Genomic DNA, 14,671 nt, shown 5'->3' with positions numbered 1-14,671 from the left:
CTTACATCCATCCCCATGAAAGAACTTCTGCGCAGCACCGATCCGACGATCCTGGCCTTTGCATCCGCCCTTCTTAAGGGCGAGGATATAGACTGCTTTCAGATGGACGTAAATATGAGCATCCTCGAAGGCGGTATCGGAATCTTCCCTCGGCGCCTGATGGTACGTGCCGATGACCTGATCCGCGCGGAACGGGTCATGCGCGACAATGAGATCCCGTTGGGGCGATGACGCGTTTTGCCGACAGCGAATTGACCTGCAATGATTTTCTGGGTGGCCGGGTGCGTCTATGGCAACCCCGGTCTGGCTATCGCGCTGGCGTGGATCCGGTTCTGCTGGCCGCGTCGGTCCAGGCCCACGCTGATCAAACAGTGCTGGAATTGGGATGCGGCGCGGGGGCTGCGATCCTGTGCCTGATGGCGCGCGTGCCGGGGTTGCAGGCAACGGGCGTGGAATTGCAGGCAGAATATGCGGATCTGGCGCGCCGAAATGCCGCCGAAAACCGCGCAGCACTGACCGTTGTCGAGGCGGATTTGACCGCGTTGCCGCCCGAATTGAAACAGCAACAGTTCGACCATGTTCTGGCCAACCCGCCTTACTATCGGCCCGGGGCGCACAGCCCCGCAGCAGATTCGGGGCGACGGATCGCCTTGGGTGAGGAAACCGGCCTGAAGGACTGGGTGGATGTGGCTGCCAGACGGTTGGCGCCGCGCGGTTATGTACACATGATCCAAAAGGCCGACCGCTTGCCCGATTTGTTGGCGGCCTGTTCAGTGCGGTTGGGCTCGATCGAGGTTTTGCCGCTTGCACCGCGAGCCCATCGCGCCGCCGAACTGGTGATCGTTCGGGCGCGCAAAGGCGGGCGCGCGGCGTTTCGCCTGTTGGCACCGGTCATCTTGCACGATGGCGCGCGGCATGAGCGCGACGGGGAAAGCTATACTCCCGTGGTCTCGACCGTGTTGCGCCAGGCTGCGCCGTTGGCCGGGTTTTCCGAAGTTTAGGCAAAGACTGGCCCAATTTGTCGGATTTGTAACAGATTCTGTGCGTCAGAGGCGTGACAGGCTGGAAACGATGTGATCAACTTCTTACGTAATACATGCAACCAGAAAAGGAGGATCGCCATGAGCGTGAGCGCACATCTGACGGAACTGAAGAAGAAGCATGAAAATCTCGGTCTCCAAGTGGAAGAAGCCCAACGCTCGCCAGGCATCGACGATCTCCATATCGCCCAGCTGAAAAAACAGAAGCTGAAGCTCAAGGAAGAAATTGAGCGCCTTTCAAACTAGGACTTCAGACTGGCGCGTGCGGCAATCGCCGCACCGCCGGTCACCAACAGGGCCGCGATCGCAAGACCCCAGGTCGGGGCGGCGAACCCGGCCAGTACCAACGCCAGTGTAGACAGCAATGGGGCCGCATAGGATGCCGTGCCCAAAATCTGAATGTCGCCGCGTTTCACCCCGATATCCCAGACATAGAAGGCCAATCCGACGGGCCCAAGCCCCAGGGCCAGCACCGACGCCCAGCCAAGCGCGCTGCTGGGCAAAACGGTTTCCTCGACCGCAAAGTGTAACCCCCATGATGCGATGGCCGTAACCACGCAAAACACAGCGACCGAGCTGGTCGGTACATCCCCCAAGCGTCGCGACAGAACCGAATAACCTGACCACGTCAACGCACATAGCAGGGCTAGCCCGTAGCCAGGCAAGTGCTGGGCCTGGAATCCTGCGCTGCCGCCGCCGCCGATGATCACGGCGGCCCCGGCAAAGCCCAGGCATGCACCCAAAAGATGCCCAACGCGCAGAGTCTCACCCGGCAACAGGCCCGAAAACAGCACGATCAACAAAGGCCAGAGATAAGCGATCAGCCCGGCTTCGGCCGCTGGGGCCATGCGCAGAGCAGAGAAATACAACGCGTGGTAACCAAACAAACCAATCGCGCCGAACAGATAGGTTACCCATGAAACCTGACGAAGCTGCGTGAGCCCGCCAGTTGCGACAACCCAAATCAACCCCAACGAACCTCCGATCGAAAAACAGATCGCGTTCAGCAACAAGGGCGGTGTCGGCACGGACCCGACCGTGAACAGGGCCAGCAGCGACCACAGCAAGACCGCGACGAATCCAACGGCAGTTGCGCCCATCCTTGTCATTGGGAATCAATCCTCATTGGTGAGAGTAGCCCTGAATTCATCCGAGATTTGCGGGGCGGTTTCAATCGCGGTCCGCAATCGCGCCTCGAATTCCCCGGTTTGAGGCAGGGTTTTGGTATTGGCTGGATGCCGCAAAAAAAGGCCGATCCCAAGGGACCGGCCTTTCCACTATTTTAGTTGCTCTGGCTCAGACGAAGAACTGCGCACCGTTGGCCGAGATGGTCGAGCCATTGATGAACTGCGAATCGTCCGAAGCAAGGAACGCCACGCAGCGCGCGATTTCTTCCGGTTCACCCAGACGACCGGCCGGAATCTGGCCGATGATGGATTCGCGCACCTTTTCCGGCACTGCCATGACCATCTCGGTTGCGATATAGCCGGGGCAGATTGCATTGGCGGTGATACCCGCGCGCGCGCCTTCCTGCGCCAGCGACTTGACGATACCCAGATCGCCCGCCTTGGTCGCGGCATAGTTCACCTGAGCGAACTGGCCCTTCTGTCCGTTGATCGAGCTGATGACGATGACGCGGCCAAACTTGCGCTCGCGCATGCCGGGCCAGACAGGATGAACGGTGTTGAAAACACCGGTCAGGTTGGTGTCGATCACCTGATGCCATTGTTCCGGCGTCATCTTGTGGAAGGGTGCGTCGCGGGTAATGCCTGCGTTTGCAACCACGATATCAATCGGGCCAACTTCGGCCTCAACCTTTTCAATGCCCGCCTTGGATTCGTCATAGTCGCCGACGTTCCACTTGTAAGTGGCGATGCCGGTTTCTTCGGTGAACTTAGCCGCCGCTTCATCATTTCCCGCATACGTGGCCGCAACATTGTAACCTTCGGCCTTGAGCGCCTTGGAAATTGCTGCGCCGATGCCGCGAGAGCCGCCGGTGACGAGTGCTGTACGTGCCATTTAGGAATCCTCCAAATTTAGTCGGCTTGGTAATGCTGTTACTCTGAGAGAAAGCGATGCGCAATATTGTTTCGTGGTCAAATTTGCATTTCCAGTCATCAATATCGTCGCATCACAGTATTAGGGTCGAATTGTAACAAAAAAGGGCGCCAGTCGGGCGCCCTTTTCTATTGAATTATCAAAGCACTTAGTCGCGCTCCACGCAAAGGGCAACGCCCATGCCGCCGCCGATGCACAAGGTCGCCAGACCTTTCTTTGCGTCGCGGCGTTTCATTTCGAACAGCAGCGTGTTCAGAACCCGGCAGCCCGAGGCACCGATCGGGTGACCGATGGCGATCGCACCGCCGTTGACGTTCACGATCGACGGATCCCAGCCCATGTCCTTGTTCACTGCGCAGGCCTGTGCCGCGAAGGCTTCGTTGGCTTCGACCAGATCCAGATCGTCAACCGACCAGCCCGCTTTTTCCAGCGCCTTGCGCGAAGCATAGATCGGGCCAACGCCCATGATCGACGGGTCCAGACCAGCGGTTGCGTAAGATGCAATTCGGGCCAGAGGCTCGATCCCGCGCTTTTCGGCGTTTTCTGCCGACATCAGCAGCGTTGCCGCCGCGCCGTCATTCAGGCCCGAGGCGTTGGCCGCCGTGACCGAGCCATCCTTGGTGAAGGCGGGGCGCAGCTTGGCCATGGCCTCCATGGTCGCGCCGTGACGGATGTATTCGTCGCTGTCCATCACGATGTCGCCCTTGCGGGTCTTGATGGTGAACGGCGTGATCTCATCCGCGAATTTGCCGGCTTTTTGCGCGGCCTCGGCCTTGTTTTGCGACGCGACGGCGAATTCGTCCTGCATGTCGCGGCTGATCTGCCACTTTTCCGCGACGTTTTCCGCAGTCTGGCCCATGTGGTAGCCATTGAAAGCGTCCCACAGGCCGTCACGGATCATTGTGTCGATGTATTTCAAGTCGCCCATTTTCTGACCGGCGCGCAATGCGGCGGCATGGGGCGAAAGGGTCATGTTTTCCTGACCACCGGCGGCAACAATTTCGGCATCGCCCAACTGGATGTGCTGTGCGCCCAGCGCAACGGCGCGCAGGCCCGAGCCGCAGACCTGGTTGATGCCCCAGGCTGCGCTTTCCTGCGGCAGACCGGCATTGATATGCGCCTGGCGCGCGGGGTTCTGACCCTGGGCGGCAGTCAGGACCTGACCCATGATGGTTTCGCTTACCTCGGCCTTTTCGACCCCGGCGCGGTCCACAACCGCTTCGAGAACGGCGGTGCCCAGATCATGTGCGGGGGTGTTCGCAAAAGAACCGCCAAAACTGCCGACACCCGTGCGTGCAGCGGATGCGATTACTACGTTGGTCATATAGTCAATCCTTTACCGTCATGGTCCAGCCGAAGACCCAGCGGCGTGCATGAGAGAACATCCCTGATGCAACATAAGCGCCCCGTGATCCCCGCTTGTGTGCGTTCTGGAATACCCCAACGCTGCACGTGCAGCAATGGACAGCTTGTCTCACAGCCCCAAGTGGCAAAGTGTCGCGTTGGCAAACAGTGTGCTAACTGGCGGTTTTGGCGTTGTTTTCCTGGACCCAAGGCCGTGTGACCGAAGGCGCGCCGAACAGGTAACCCTGCAGACAGTCAACGCCGTTGGCGACAAGAAATTCGGCATCTTCTTTTGTTTCGACCGATTCGGCGGTGACAAGAATTTCGAATTCTCGTGCAACCGCGATCAGGGCGCGGACCAGTGCCTGATTGTCAGGGTTCTCGCTGACTCCGCGTACAAACTGCCCATCGATCTTGGCGACATCGAAAAGAAACTCGCGGAAGTGGCGAAAACTGAAATTGCTGGCCCCGAAATCATCCAGCGCAAAGGCGATGCCGCGCGCCTGCTGCCGGTCCATGAAATCGGTGACGAGTTCCGGGACCTGCATGGCCGAACTTTCCGAGATTTCCAGAATCAGCCGTTCGCCCAACGTCTGGTCCTTTCTAAGAAACCGGTCCAGCACGCGCGACCACCGGGCATATCCGATAGAGCGGGCGGACATGTTGATCGACAGCCGGATATCGGGATTGTGCCGCAAGGTTCGCAGGCCTTTTTCCAATGCGACGCAGTCCAGATCCCGCCCGATCGGAGAGTTCTCGACCTGCGGCATGAATTCGCGCGCGGGGATCACCCGCCCGGTTTCGTCCAGAACGCGAATGAAAGCTTCGTAGAAGGCGACGTTGTGCGGCGCGCGCGCCTGCATCACAGGCTGAAACGCCAGCTTGCATTGTTTGTGTTTGACCGCGTCGGTCGCCATAAGCACCGCCGAGCGATCCCGGGCCGTGACCGCCGCGTTCAAAGGGCTGTCTGATCCTTCGGGCAGATCTTGGATGTTCTTGTCCCGCATGGACGCACCGTCTGTTGAGCCTATTTTGCCTCAGTGTCAGCTCAAACAGGTGAATCTGCGGTTAAAAATTGCGAAAAAAGCGCGGCAACGCCGTTCGGGGTCAGCGTGTCGATTGCCACGCGCGCCCAAGCGCCGATGCGGCTCCGAACAGCGCGCCCACCAGGCCGAGCACCATAAGACCAAAACCGAGGGCCAGAAGGGCCGCAGGGGCCTCGGGGTTCAGCGCAGTCAGCATGGCGAGGATCAGACCAGATAGGCCGGTTGCGGTCGAAAATGTCGTTAAGCGTGTCATCTCAATGCGATACTCAGAAATAGGAACATTCGCCCGATATGGCGCATCGGGCAGGAATTTCAACACTTGTCCGAAAATTGGGGCGTTATTTAGACCCGTTTCGCCCGTGAAGAAGGCGCAGTGGCGTCAAATTGCTCAAATCCGGGCGTTCCGCGATCTCGTGGATTTCGGGCGAGGTGCTTGGCCTTGATCTGGGCCGAATTATCGCGGCTGCCGTCATGGCTATACCCCGGCGGCGCAAAGCAATAGGCCAGCCGCTGCCGCAGGCGGAGGCCCGGTTGCGTAGCATCACGCCAGATGCCGACCCACTCGTGAAAGGCGACGCGCAGCGGGTTGAAGGTGCCGATATTGTGCACCAGACCATAATCGACGCGGTCATCTTCCTGTTCGGGCACGAAGGTACCGAACAGTTTGTCCCAGATGATGAACACACCCGCATAATTGCAATCCAGATAGCGCGCGTTGCGCCCATGATGGGCACGGTGATGGCTGGGTGTGTTCATCACTGCCTCGAACCAGCGAGGCATCTTGCCGATGGCCTCGGTGTGAATCCAGAATTGATAGATCAGGTTCAAGCCACCGACAAACAGCACCATCGCCGGATGAAAGCCCAGCAGGATCAGAGGCGCGCGCACCACCATCATGAAGGTGAACGTATAGGTCCAGGTCTGCCGCAACGCTGTTGTCAGGTTGTAGTGCTGCGAGCTGTGGTGGTTCACATGGCTGGCCCAGACCCAACGAATGCGATGGCCAAAGCGGTGCACCCAGTAGTAGCGCAGGTCGTCCAACACAAAGCACAGGATTATGACCGGGATCGATGTGCCGAGGTTCAACGGCGTGATCTGCCACAGCCACATGAAGAATGCCCAAGCGATGAAGCCCAGCAGAAAACCTGACGCGATATTCCCGGCCCCCATGATCAGCGAGGTCACGGCGTCGCGGGTCTCATACCGACCGCCTTTGCCCTTGAGTGCGATCCACAGGAACTCGGCCAGAATCGCGGCAATGAAGAAGGGGACGGCCCATTGCACGGCGTCGGGGAAACTTACGGCGTCGGTCATGCGGGCTCCAATAGGTGGCGCCAATGACGGCGCTCGGTCTCATCAAGGCGGATAATGGCGCGGGGTGTTCCGAACTCGTGAAACTGAACCTCGAATCCGTCGGGATGTTCGATCCAGTCGAAATCCAGCAGGTGGCGGGCTACAGTGTCTGCCCCCAAGGCCCACAAAAGCCCGGCACCGGTGTTGGTGCGGACCAGAGCTGTATGACCGTCATGCGAGATGGTCAGGTCGATCACATCATCATCTGGGAAATGCCGCACCCATTCGGTCCGGGCGTCTTCGGGCGTCAGAACGCGAATCCGCGACCGACCGGTCAGATGCAATAGCACCGTGACGCCGGCTATGCCGCCGACCACCAGAACCAAGAGTATCTCAAGCGGCATCGCGACCTCCCCATGCGCAGAGTGCAAAGCGGGCGGGAGGCTGTCAAAGGTGGCGTGGCGTCAGGTGCTTTCGATCCGTTCGACAATCTCGTGTTGCACCACCCGTTGTACGAACGGGCCAAGGCCCGCGGGTCCCGAGGCGCGATCCTTAAGATGGATGCAGATATCCGGCCGACGGGCAGCTATGATACCCACCATCTCGCCCCGGACCGAGTCATCAAGACCAGCACCCATTATGGCGCAGGCGATGCGCGGTTCGGCGTCCAGTTGACGCCGGACCTCGTCGGGATCATGCGCTCCCAGCCATTGAATCGGCATATGGTCAAGCTGTTGCGCGACGTCGCCGATCACGTTGGGCAGTTTTCCAATCAGCAAAACAACCGGTTTCATAGCCGTCTTCCCTTCTGATGTCGCAAAGAAAAAACCGGCCCAATCGGGGCCGGTCTCAGCATAGCACATTTTTGTCCTGACCGCCTGGAGCGTCAGCTGTTGGCGTCGACCAGGGTCGACACAATCGCCTTGGCACTGTCCGAGTTCCATTCGGCGTCACCGATCAGACGAGCGATTTCGTTGCCATCAGGGTCGATGATGACAGTGATCGGCAGGCCGATGACACCCATTTCCCGCGCAACCGCCTGTTTAGGGTCCTGATGCCGCGGCAGGTTGGTGATGCCGTTTTCGTCAAAGAACTTCTTGATCCCGGCGGGTGAATTGCGTCCGGTGGCCAATGTCAGTACCTCGAACTTGTCGCCGCCGAATTCTTCCTGCAATTCGGAAATCTGCGGCATTTCCTTGCGGCACGGCGCACACCATGTGGCCCAGAAGTTCAGCAGGACGTATTTTCCCTTATAGTCCGCCAACGTTGCGGTGCCGCCATCATCCTCCAGTTCGAAGGCTACCGGTTCGACGGGCTTGGGCTCTTTGTGCAGGATCAACCGTTTCAGGCTGCCGTCACGCAGCGGTCCAAGTGTTTCCGCGTCGGTGGCCAAAGCCGCGTTTGCACCCAGCGCAAGGGCCATATAAAGGGGGATCAGACGAAATAGGCGCATATCAACTCCGGGTTTTTGCAACATGACCGATCAATCCTCGAACCAGATGTGGGGCGGCCGCTTTGCCGCCGGTCCAGACGCGATCATGGAGGCGATCAACGCCTCGATCGGGTTCGATCAGCGGATGGCAGCCCAGGACATTGCAGGCTCGCGCGCCCATGCCGCCATGCTGGCTGCCACAGGCGTTATTACTGATAGTGATGCGCAGGCTATTCGGGAAGGGCTGCTCACCGTTTTGTCAGAAATCCAGAACGGCGCGTTTCAGTTCTCGACCGCGCTGGAAGATATTCACATGAATGTCGAAGCGCGCCTGAAAGAGGTCATTGGTGAGCCTGCAGGTCGTCTGCACACGGGCCGCAGCCGAAATGATCAGGTTGCGACCGATTTCAAACTCTGGGTTCGTGATCAGCTGGACGCGGCTGAGAACGGCTTGCTGGCGCTGATCCGCGCGCTTTTGGCGCAGGCCGAGGCGGGTGCCGATTGGGTCATGCCGGGCTTTACTCATTTGCAGACTGCGCAGCCGGTGACATGGGGCCACCACATGATGGCTTATGTCGAGATGTTTGGCCGCGATCTGTCCCGCGTGCGCGACGCGCGTGCCCGGATGAACGAATCCCCCTTGGGCGCTGCTGCGCTGGCGGGTACCTCTTTCCCCATCGACCGTCAGATGACAGCCGAGGCGCTGGGCTTTTACCGCCCCGCCGCGAACTCTCTGGATGCGGTTAGCGACCGCGACTTCGCGCTTGAATTCCTGTCCACCGCATCGATCTGCGCCGTGCACCTGTCGCGCTTTGCCGAGGAACTGGTGATCTGGTCCTCGGCCCAGTTCCGCTTTGTCACGCTGTCAGATCGTTTCTCGACAGGCTCGTCGATCATGCCGCAGAAGAAGAACCCCGACGCGGCCGAGCTGATCCGGGCCAAGGTCGGGCGCATTTATGGGGCCAACACGGCCCTGATGATGGTGATGAAGGGCCTGCCGCTGGCCTATTCCAAGGACATGCAGGAAGACAAGGAACAGGTCTTTGACGCCGCCGACAACTGGATGCTGGCGCTGGCGGCGATGGAGGGCATGGTTAAGGACATGACCGCCAACCGCGACAGCCTCGCCGCAGCAGCAGGTTCGGGGTTCTCGACCGCGACCGATCTGGCCGACTGGCTGGTGCGGGTGCTGGGTCTGCCGTTCCGCGATGCGCATCACGTCACCGGATCGCTGGTTGCGATGGCTGAAAGCAAAGGCTGCGACCTGCCTGATCTGACGCTTGAGGATATGCAAACGGTCCATGCAGATATCACCGACGACGTCTTTTCTGTCCTAACCGTGCAAAATTCGGTAAACTCGCGCCAGTCCTATGGCGGTACTGCACCAGATCAGGTGCGGGCCCAAGTCAAGCGATGGAAGGCGCTGGTGTAATGCAGATACAACGCGTGCTGCTGTTGATTGCGGCTGCAGCGGCTCTGGCCGGTTGCGGCGCAGACGGCGAACCCATTCAACCGACGATGAGCGCCAATGTTGGGATTGGCACAAGCGGCTCTTACGGTGGTGTTGGCCTTGGGCTGAGCCGTGGCGGGCTGGGCGTCTATTTGGGTTTGTGAACGCAGAATGAAGTTCATCGGCGCAGCCTTGGTGCTTGCTCTGCTCGCAGCCTGTGAACCGGCCGGCAATCCCCGCCCGGAACCCGAGGCCAGATCCAGCGGCTCAGGCGTTTCGATCTCAGGCTATGGCCGGGTTGGCGTGTCTACTGGCGGGTGAGGCGCGGAATCATTTGATCCGTATGCCTCTTTTGGTCTAAGCGCGCTGCTATGGATCACTTTCTCTACCGCGACGGCGCGCTTTACGCCGAAGATGTCCCAATCTCCGAAATCGCCGCTGCGGTCGGAACCCCGTTCTATGTCTATTCGACGGCCACTCTGCTGCGGCATTTTCAGCTTTTTGATGACGCTTTGGAAGGTACCGATCATCTCGTCTGCTATGCGATGAAAGCGGCCAGCAATCAGGCAATCCTGAAGACGCTGGCGCAGGCCGGTGCAGGGATGGATGTTGTCTCGGGCGGGGAATATTTGCGTGCCAAGGCTGCGGGTGTTCCGGGCGACAAGATCGTGTTTTCGGGCGTCGGCAAGACAGCGGACGAAATCCGTGCCGCGCTGACCGGCGGCATCCGTCAGTTCAACGTCGAATCCGAACCAGAGATGGAAGTGATCAATGCGGTGGCTTTGGAATTGGGAAAGGTCGCGCCGATCACCGTGCGGGTGAACCCGGATGTGGACGCAAAGACACATGCCAAGATTGCCACCGGCAAATCCGAAAACAAGTTTGGTATCCCGATTTCGCGCGCCTCAGAAGTCTATGCGCTTGCCGCCCGCCTGCCGGGGTTGGAAGTGATCGGGATCGACGTTCATATCGGTTCGCAACTGACCGAGTTGGAGCCGTTTGAACTGGCCTACTCCAAGGTCGCTGAACTGACCGAGCAACTGCGTGCCGAAGGGCACAATATTCGCCGTCTGGATCTGGGCGGTGGCTTGGGCATCCCCTATACCCGCGCGAACGATGCGCCGCCGCTGCCGGTGGAATATGGTGCCCTGATCAAGAAGACCCTGGGCCATCTGGATTGCGAGATCGAAATCGAACCAGGCCGCCTGATCGCGGGCAATGCGGGTCTGATGGTCAGCAAGGTGATCTATGTGAAATCAGGCGAAGGCCGCGATTTCCTGATTCTGGACGGGGCGATGAACGACCTGATCCGCCCTGCAATGTACGAGGCACACCACGACATTGTTGCCGTCAAGGAACCCGAACCGGGTGTCGAACAACAGCCCTATGACATCGTCGGTCCAGTTTGCGAGTCGGGCGACACCTTTGCCAAGCAACGCAATATGCCCCCGTTGGCACCGGGCGATCTGGTGGCGTTTCGCAGTGCCGGTGCTTATGGCGCGGTGATGTCCAGCGAATACAACACCCGACCGCTGATCCCAGAGGTGCTGGTGCATGGGGATCAATTTGCAGTTATTCGTGAACGGCCAAGCTTTGACGAAATCATAAACCGCGATACCATACCCTCGTGGCTCTGACGCGATAGGCGCGCGGGCCCGACCCGGAGGCTTGCCTTGACCGACAAACCGAACCTGCCCATTCCGCGACTTTCCGTGTGGCTTACCCATGCGGGAATGTTGGCCGAACAGGTTTTGCGCGCGTTCTGGCCCTTCTTTTCGATTATGATGGTAGTTCTGGCGGCGCTGATGCTGGGACTGCAAGACGCGGTTGGTGTCGAAACCGTCTGGGTTACGGGCGCGCTTGCTGTGTCGTCAGCGCTGGGCGCTTTGGTTTTTGGTGTGCGTCGATTCCGTCTGCCCAGCCGGGCCGAGGCCCTTGTACGGCTGGATGAAACCCTTCCCGGGCGCCCGATTCAGGCCCTGATGGACGATCAGGCCATTGGCGCGATGGACGCGGATTCGGTGGCCCTGTGGCGGACGCATCAGGCGCGTATGGCAACCCGGGCAGCGCAGGCCGGGCCGGTCCGGCCTGATCTGCGGCTGGCGTCTCGCGACCCATATGCGTTGCGCTATGCGGCGATGCTGGCGCTGGTGGTTGCGACGCTCTTCGGGTCATTCTGGCGGATCGGGTCGGTCGCAGACATGACGCCCGGTGCTGCAGTTGCCGGTCAGGGGCCCACTTGGGAAGGCTGGGTCGAGCCGCCGCGCTATACCGGCCTGCCGACATTGTATCTTGCAGATCAGCAAGACCCGTCGCTGTCTGTGCCGCAGGGCAGCCGTATTACCTTGCGATTCTATGGCGAGGTTGGGGCGCATACGTTGACCGAGACAGCTTCGACCACCGGCGCCGAGGCGGCTGCCGAGCCCGAGCAGGAATTCATCGCCGAGCGCTCAGGCCAGATGCGCATCGAAGGCCCGGCAGGGCGCGACTGGGTCTTGAGCGTCGTGGAAGACGAAGCCCCCCAGATCGCCGTGGCGGGTATGGCCGAGGCCGAGGCGGGCGGGCAAATGAAGCTGCCGTTTGCGGCCAACGACGACTATGGCGTCGTGTCAGGTTCCGCAGAGATCACGCTGGATCTGGATGCGGTCGAAAGGCGTTTTGGGCTGAAAGTCGACCCCGAACCGCGTGAGGTGATTGAGGTTCAGTTGCCGATGCCCATCACGGGAGACCGGTCAGATTTCACCGAAGACCTGATCGAAGATTTCTCGCAGCACCCCTGGGCGCACCTGCCGGTCACGATCACGCTGCAGGTGGTGGACGATGCCGATCAGACCGCGTCGTCGGAGCCTTACAAGACGGCTTTGCCCGCGCGACGTTTCTTTGATCCGCTGGCAGCGGCAGTCATCGAACAGCGCCGCGACCTGCTGTGGTCCAAGACAAATGCCGCTCGGGTGGCGCAATTGCTGCGGGCAGTCTCGCACCGGCCCGAAGGCCTGTTCCGCTCGGATACGGCCTATCTGCGCCTACGCGTGCTGTTGCGCCGCTTGGAAACATTTACGCGATACGATCTGAAGCCAAAGCAGCAGGAAGAAATTGCGCAAGCGCTTTGGGATCTCGCGGTGCTGATCGAGGATGGCACCCTGGCCGACGCTCTGGAACGGATGCGCCGGGCGCAGGAACGTCTGACCGAGGCGATGCAGAACGGGGCCAGCGACGAAGAGATCGCCGAACTGATGCAGGAACTGCGCGAAGCCACGCAGGACTATATGCGCCAATTGCAGCGTCTGGCGCAGGAAAACGGTGAAATGCAGGACGGTCAGCAAGGCCCGAACGGCGAAACCATGCAGATGACGCAGGACGATCTGCAACGGATGATGGACCGTATTCAGGAACTGATGGAACAGGGCCGCATGGCCGAGGCGCAGCAGGCGTTGGAAGAGTTCCAGCAGATGATGGAAAACATGCGCGTCACGCAAGGACAGGGTCAGGGTGGCCAGTCCGAAGGACAGCAGGCCATGGAAGGATTGGCCGAAACGCTGCGTGAACAGCAGGGCCTCAGCGATCAGGCATTCCGCGACCTGCAGGAACAGTTCAACCCCGGCGCGCAAGCTGGTGAGAGTCAGGGCAACGAGGGGCAGTCCGGCGGTCAGGGCCGCGGGCAGAGCCACGAAGGCCAAGGTGGTCAAGGCCAGGGTCAGGATCAGGCTGGCGAAGGACAGCAGGGCCAGGGATCGCTGGCAGACCGACAACAGGCCCTGCGTGACGAACTCAACCGTCAGCAACAAGGCCTGCCGGGTGCCGGAACGCCCGAAGGCGATGCTGCGCGCGAGGCGCTGGGGCGCGCGGGCCGCGCCATGGACGAAGCCGAGGACGCCTTGCGCGGTGACGATCTGGCCGAAGCAATCGACCGCCAGTCCGAGGCGATGGAGGCCCTGCGCGAAGGCATGCGGTCTCTGGGCGAGGCCTTGGCGCAGAACCAACAGAACCAACCGGGACAGGGCACGCAGGACGGCGACATGCAGGCCAACAGCCGTGACCCGCTGGGCCGCAATCCGGGGTCTGCCGGGTCGATCTCAACCGAAGAGGACCTTCTGCAAGGCGAAGATGTCTATCGCCGTGCGCGCGAGTTGCTGGACGAAATTCGCCGCCGGACCGGAGAATCCGACCGGCCGCAAATTGAACTGGACTACCTCAAACGGTTGTTGGAGCGGTTCTGACGCGTAACGCCACCTTAGTTCTCGGCCGCGCCCCCGGTCTGGGCTTCAAGCCACAGGCGCGCCTGATCGACAAATGAGACATACGATTTCAGCACCGGGTCGGCCTGCGGAACGGTTTCGCTGATCTGGGTGGCGTTGCTGTAGACCAGCAGCAAAATGACCCCGATGATCACGATCAACGCAAACCCGCGCAGGAAGCCGCCCGATTTGCGCGGGGCTGCTGTTGCTTCGTCGCCCTTTGCGCTGTCGTCGCTTTTCAGACCAGTGTTGATGGTCTCGACATCGGGCAATTCATCCTTTTGTCCGGCATCGGCGGCGGTCGCGCTTGCCGCTGGCCGCTTGGGTTTGACCTTTGCCTCAGCGGGCTGATCCAGCGCCAGATCCGGTTGGCTTTCCAGGCTGGTTGTGCCTTCCTTAGCGCGCAATTCAGCCTCGCGCGCGGCCTCTTCCTTGAGGATGCTGGCAACGGCCGGGTCAACATTGCCCGAGCCGGCTGGGGCTTTTTCGGCCTCCGGCGCGGGTTCTGGCGCAGCGGGTGGTGCCTCGGCGGGTTTTTCCTCATCCTTGGCTTGCGGCGGTTTCGGTTCCGCCTGATCGTCCTTGGCTTCGGGGTGTTTGGGCTGAAACCAGGTCTGTTCGCAATTGGAACATTGGACATCCCGTCCGCTTTCGGGGATTACGTCGTCCGGCACTTCGTACTGAGCGCTGCAATTCGGACATGTGAGTCGCATACTGCCTCCTGGCCTGACTGCCGGCCTGATAGTTTTCTTGCGATGATATTCCGTTAAGCC

Annotated in this window: 18 protein-coding genes; 8 read left to right on the top strand and 10 right to left on the bottom strand. The window is 60.3% G+C overall.

Annotation, left to right across the window (positions count from 1 at the left end; translation table 11 throughout):
* Nucleotides 1-15 precede the first annotated feature (15 nt).
* The 3 genes from ACR0LX_RS06575 (at nucleotide 16) to ACR0LX_RS06565 (ending at nucleotide 1,286) form a co-directional block, all read left to right on the top strand.
* A complete protein-coding gene (locus ACR0LX_RS06575) occupies nucleotides 16-231 on the top strand; it encodes a putative signal transducing protein (RefSeq protein ID WP_170712606.1) in 216 nt (71 codons plus the stop codon).
* Nucleotides 228-1,001 carry a tRNA1(Val) (adenine(37)-N6)-methyltransferase gene (locus ACR0LX_RS06570; RefSeq protein WP_480783032.1) on the top strand — a complete coding sequence of 258 codons (774 nt, stop codon included), beginning with the start codon at nucleotides 228-230 and terminating at the stop codon, nucleotides 999-1,001. The genes ACR0LX_RS06575 and ACR0LX_RS06570 overlap by 4 nt, the downstream gene beginning before the upstream one ends.
* 120 nt (nucleotides 1,002-1,121) lie before the next feature.
* Nucleotides 1,122-1,286, top strand: a complete 165-nt coding sequence (locus ACR0LX_RS06565) for a YdcH family protein (RefSeq protein ID WP_480574691.1) — start codon at nucleotides 1,122-1,124, stop codon at nucleotides 1,284-1,286.
* On the opposite strand, the gene yddG is transcribed toward ACR0LX_RS06565, so the two are convergent.
* The 9 genes from yddG to ACR0LX_RS06520 form a co-directional block, all read right to left on the bottom strand.
* Nucleotides 1,283-2,149, bottom strand: a complete 867-nt coding sequence (gene yddG, locus ACR0LX_RS06560) for an aromatic amino acid exporter YddG (protein ID WP_480574693.1) — start codon at nucleotides 2,147-2,149, stop codon at nucleotides 1,283-1,285. The two genes, ACR0LX_RS06565 and yddG, sit on opposite strands and share 4 nt — an antisense overlap.
* A 187-nt stretch (nucleotides 2,150-2,336) precedes the next feature.
* On the bottom strand, nucleotides 2,337-3,059 hold the full coding sequence (phbB, locus tag ACR0LX_RS06555; RefSeq protein ID WP_480574696.1) for an acetoacetyl-CoA reductase: 723 nt from the start codon (nucleotides 3,057-3,059) through the stop codon (nucleotides 2,337-2,339).
* 187 nt (nucleotides 3,060-3,246) lie between these two features.
* Complete coding sequence (locus tag ACR0LX_RS06550) at nucleotides 3,247-4,422, bottom strand: acetyl-CoA C-acetyltransferase (RefSeq protein ID WP_480783031.1); 1,176 nt, start codon at nucleotides 4,420-4,422, stop codon at nucleotides 3,247-3,249.
* 193 nt (nucleotides 4,423-4,615) lie between these two features.
* The gene (locus ACR0LX_RS06545; RefSeq protein WP_480783030.1) at nucleotides 4,616-5,449 is read right to left on the bottom strand and encodes an EAL domain-containing protein; all 834 of its coding nucleotides are present in this window, start codon (nucleotides 5,447-5,449) and stop codon (nucleotides 4,616-4,618) included.
* Nucleotides 5,450-5,549: 100 nt separating this feature from the next.
* Nucleotides 5,550-5,741 (bottom strand): hypothetical protein, encoded by a 192-nt coding sequence (locus ACR0LX_RS06540; protein ID WP_480574705.1) that lies wholly within the window; start codon nucleotides 5,739-5,741, stop codon nucleotides 5,550-5,552.
* 89 nt (nucleotides 5,742-5,830) lie between these two features.
* Nucleotides 5,831-6,802 carry a sterol desaturase family protein gene (locus tag ACR0LX_RS06535; RefSeq protein ID WP_480783029.1) on the bottom strand — a complete coding sequence of 324 codons (972 nt, stop codon included), beginning with the start codon at nucleotides 6,800-6,802 and terminating at the stop codon, nucleotides 5,831-5,833.
* Nucleotides 6,799-7,185 (bottom strand): hypothetical protein, encoded by a 387-nt coding sequence (locus ACR0LX_RS06530; protein WP_480783028.1) that lies wholly within the window; start codon nucleotides 7,183-7,185, stop codon nucleotides 6,799-6,801. Before ACR0LX_RS06530 ends, ACR0LX_RS06535 begins: the two co-directional genes overlap by 4 nt.
* Nucleotides 7,186-7,245: 60 nt before the next feature.
* Nucleotides 7,246-7,575, bottom strand: coding sequence for a hypothetical protein (locus tag ACR0LX_RS06525; RefSeq protein ID WP_480783027.1), 330 nt, complete (start codon nucleotides 7,573-7,575; stop codon nucleotides 7,246-7,248).
* A gap of 92 nt (nucleotides 7,576-7,667) precedes the next feature.
* Nucleotides 7,668-8,234, bottom strand: coding sequence for a TlpA disulfide reductase family protein (locus ACR0LX_RS06520; protein WP_480783026.1), 567 nt, complete (start codon nucleotides 8,232-8,234; stop codon nucleotides 7,668-7,670).
* Between the two features lie 22 nt (nucleotides 8,235-8,256).
* Here ACR0LX_RS06520 and argH point away from each other — a divergent pair, with 22 nt between their 5' ends.
* Genes argH through ACR0LX_RS06495 form a run of 5 tightly spaced genes read left to right on the top strand, consistent with a single transcriptional unit; the run spans nucleotide 8,257 to nucleotide 13,880 of the window.
* Nucleotides 8,257-9,645: an argininosuccinate lyase gene (argH, locus tag ACR0LX_RS06515; protein ID WP_480783025.1), complete on the top strand. Its 1,389-nt coding sequence runs from the start codon at nucleotides 8,257-8,259 to the stop codon at nucleotides 9,643-9,645.
* Nucleotides 9,645-9,827: an argininosuccinate lyase gene (locus tag ACR0LX_RS06510; protein ID WP_480783024.1), complete on the top strand. Its 183-nt coding sequence runs from the start codon at nucleotides 9,645-9,647 to the stop codon at nucleotides 9,825-9,827. Before argH ends, ACR0LX_RS06510 begins: the two co-directional genes overlap by 1 nt.
* Nucleotides 9,828-9,834: 7 nt before the next feature.
* Nucleotides 9,835-9,984, top strand: a complete 150-nt coding sequence (locus tag ACR0LX_RS06505; protein ID WP_480783023.1) for a hypothetical protein — start codon at nucleotides 9,835-9,837, stop codon at nucleotides 9,982-9,984.
* Nucleotides 9,985-10,034: 50 nt separating this feature from the next.
* Nucleotides 10,035-11,300 carry a diaminopimelate decarboxylase gene (lysA, locus tag ACR0LX_RS06500; RefSeq protein WP_480783022.1) on the top strand — a complete coding sequence of 422 codons (1,266 nt, stop codon included), beginning with the start codon at nucleotides 10,035-10,037 and terminating at the stop codon, nucleotides 11,298-11,300.
* A 36-nt stretch (nucleotides 11,301-11,336) separates the two neighbouring features.
* Complete coding sequence (locus tag ACR0LX_RS06495) at nucleotides 11,337-13,880, top strand: TIGR02302 family protein (RefSeq protein WP_480783021.1); 2,544 nt, start codon at nucleotides 11,337-11,339, stop codon at nucleotides 13,878-13,880.
* Nucleotides 13,881-13,894: 14 nt separating this feature from the next.
* Here the strand turns inward: ACR0LX_RS06495 and ACR0LX_RS06490 are convergent, their stop codons facing one another.
* Nucleotides 13,895-14,611 (bottom strand): zinc-ribbon domain-containing protein, encoded by a 717-nt coding sequence (locus tag ACR0LX_RS06490; RefSeq protein WP_480783020.1) that lies wholly within the window; start codon nucleotides 14,609-14,611, stop codon nucleotides 13,895-13,897.
* Between the last annotated feature and the right edge of the window lie 60 nt (nucleotides 14,612-14,671).

Source organism: Ruegeria sp. CH11, from assembly GCF_056537105.1.
Note: the sequence above shows the minus strand (reverse complement) of the source record. Positions and strands in the feature narration are given on the sequence as shown.

Excerpts from the sequence above, each read along its gene's own strand:
- ACR0LX_RS06575 (WP_170712606.1), top strand. The coding sequence starts at position 16 with ATGAAAGAACTTCTGCGCAGCACCGATCCGACGATCCTGGCCTTTGCA.
- ACR0LX_RS06570 (WP_480783032.1), top strand. The coding sequence starts at position 228 with ATGACGCGTTTTGCCGACAGCGAATTGACCTGCAATGATTTTCTGGGT.
- ACR0LX_RS06565 (WP_480574691.1), top strand. The coding sequence starts at position 1,122 with ATGAGCGTGAGCGCACATCTGACGGAACTGAAGAAGAAGCATGAAAAT.
- yddG (WP_480574693.1), bottom strand. The coding sequence starts at position 2,149 with ATGACAAGGATGGGCGCAACTGCCGTTGGATTCGTCGCGGTCTTGCTG.
- phbB (WP_480574696.1), bottom strand. The coding sequence starts at position 3,059 with ATGGCACGTACAGCACTCGTCACCGGCGGCTCTCGCGGCATCGGCGCA.
- ACR0LX_RS06550 (WP_480783031.1), bottom strand. The coding sequence starts at position 4,422 with ATGACCAACGTAGTAATCGCATCCGCTGCACGCACGGGTGTCGGCAGT.
- ACR0LX_RS06545 (WP_480783030.1), bottom strand. The coding sequence starts at position 5,449 with ATGCGGGACAAGAACATCCAAGATCTGCCCGAAGGATCAGACAGCCCT.
- ACR0LX_RS06540 (WP_480574705.1), bottom strand. The coding sequence starts at position 5,741 with ATGACACGCTTAACGACATTTTCGACCGCAACCGGCCTATCTGGTCTG.
- ACR0LX_RS06535 (WP_480783029.1), bottom strand. The coding sequence starts at position 6,802 with ATGACCGACGCCGTAAGTTTCCCCGACGCCGTGCAATGGGCCGTCCCC.
- ACR0LX_RS06530 (WP_480783028.1), bottom strand. The coding sequence starts at position 7,185 with ATGCCGCTTGAGATACTCTTGGTTCTGGTGGTCGGCGGCATAGCCGGC.
- ACR0LX_RS06525 (WP_480783027.1), bottom strand. The coding sequence starts at position 7,575 with ATGAAACCGGTTGTTTTGCTGATTGGAAAACTGCCCAACGTGATCGGC.
- ACR0LX_RS06520 (WP_480783026.1), bottom strand. The coding sequence starts at position 8,234 with ATGCGCCTATTTCGTCTGATCCCCCTTTATATGGCCCTTGCGCTGGGT.
- argH (WP_480783025.1), top strand. The coding sequence starts at position 8,257 with ATGACCGATCAATCCTCGAACCAGATGTGGGGCGGCCGCTTTGCCGCC.
- ACR0LX_RS06510 (WP_480783024.1), top strand. The coding sequence starts at position 9,645 with ATGCAGATACAACGCGTGCTGCTGTTGATTGCGGCTGCAGCGGCTCTG.
- ACR0LX_RS06505 (WP_480783023.1), top strand. The coding sequence starts at position 9,835 with ATGAAGTTCATCGGCGCAGCCTTGGTGCTTGCTCTGCTCGCAGCCTGT.
- lysA (WP_480783022.1), top strand. The coding sequence starts at position 10,035 with ATGGATCACTTTCTCTACCGCGACGGCGCGCTTTACGCCGAAGATGTC.
- ACR0LX_RS06490 (WP_480783020.1), bottom strand. The coding sequence starts at position 14,611 with ATGCGACTCACATGTCCGAATTGCAGCGCTCAGTACGAAGTGCCGGAC.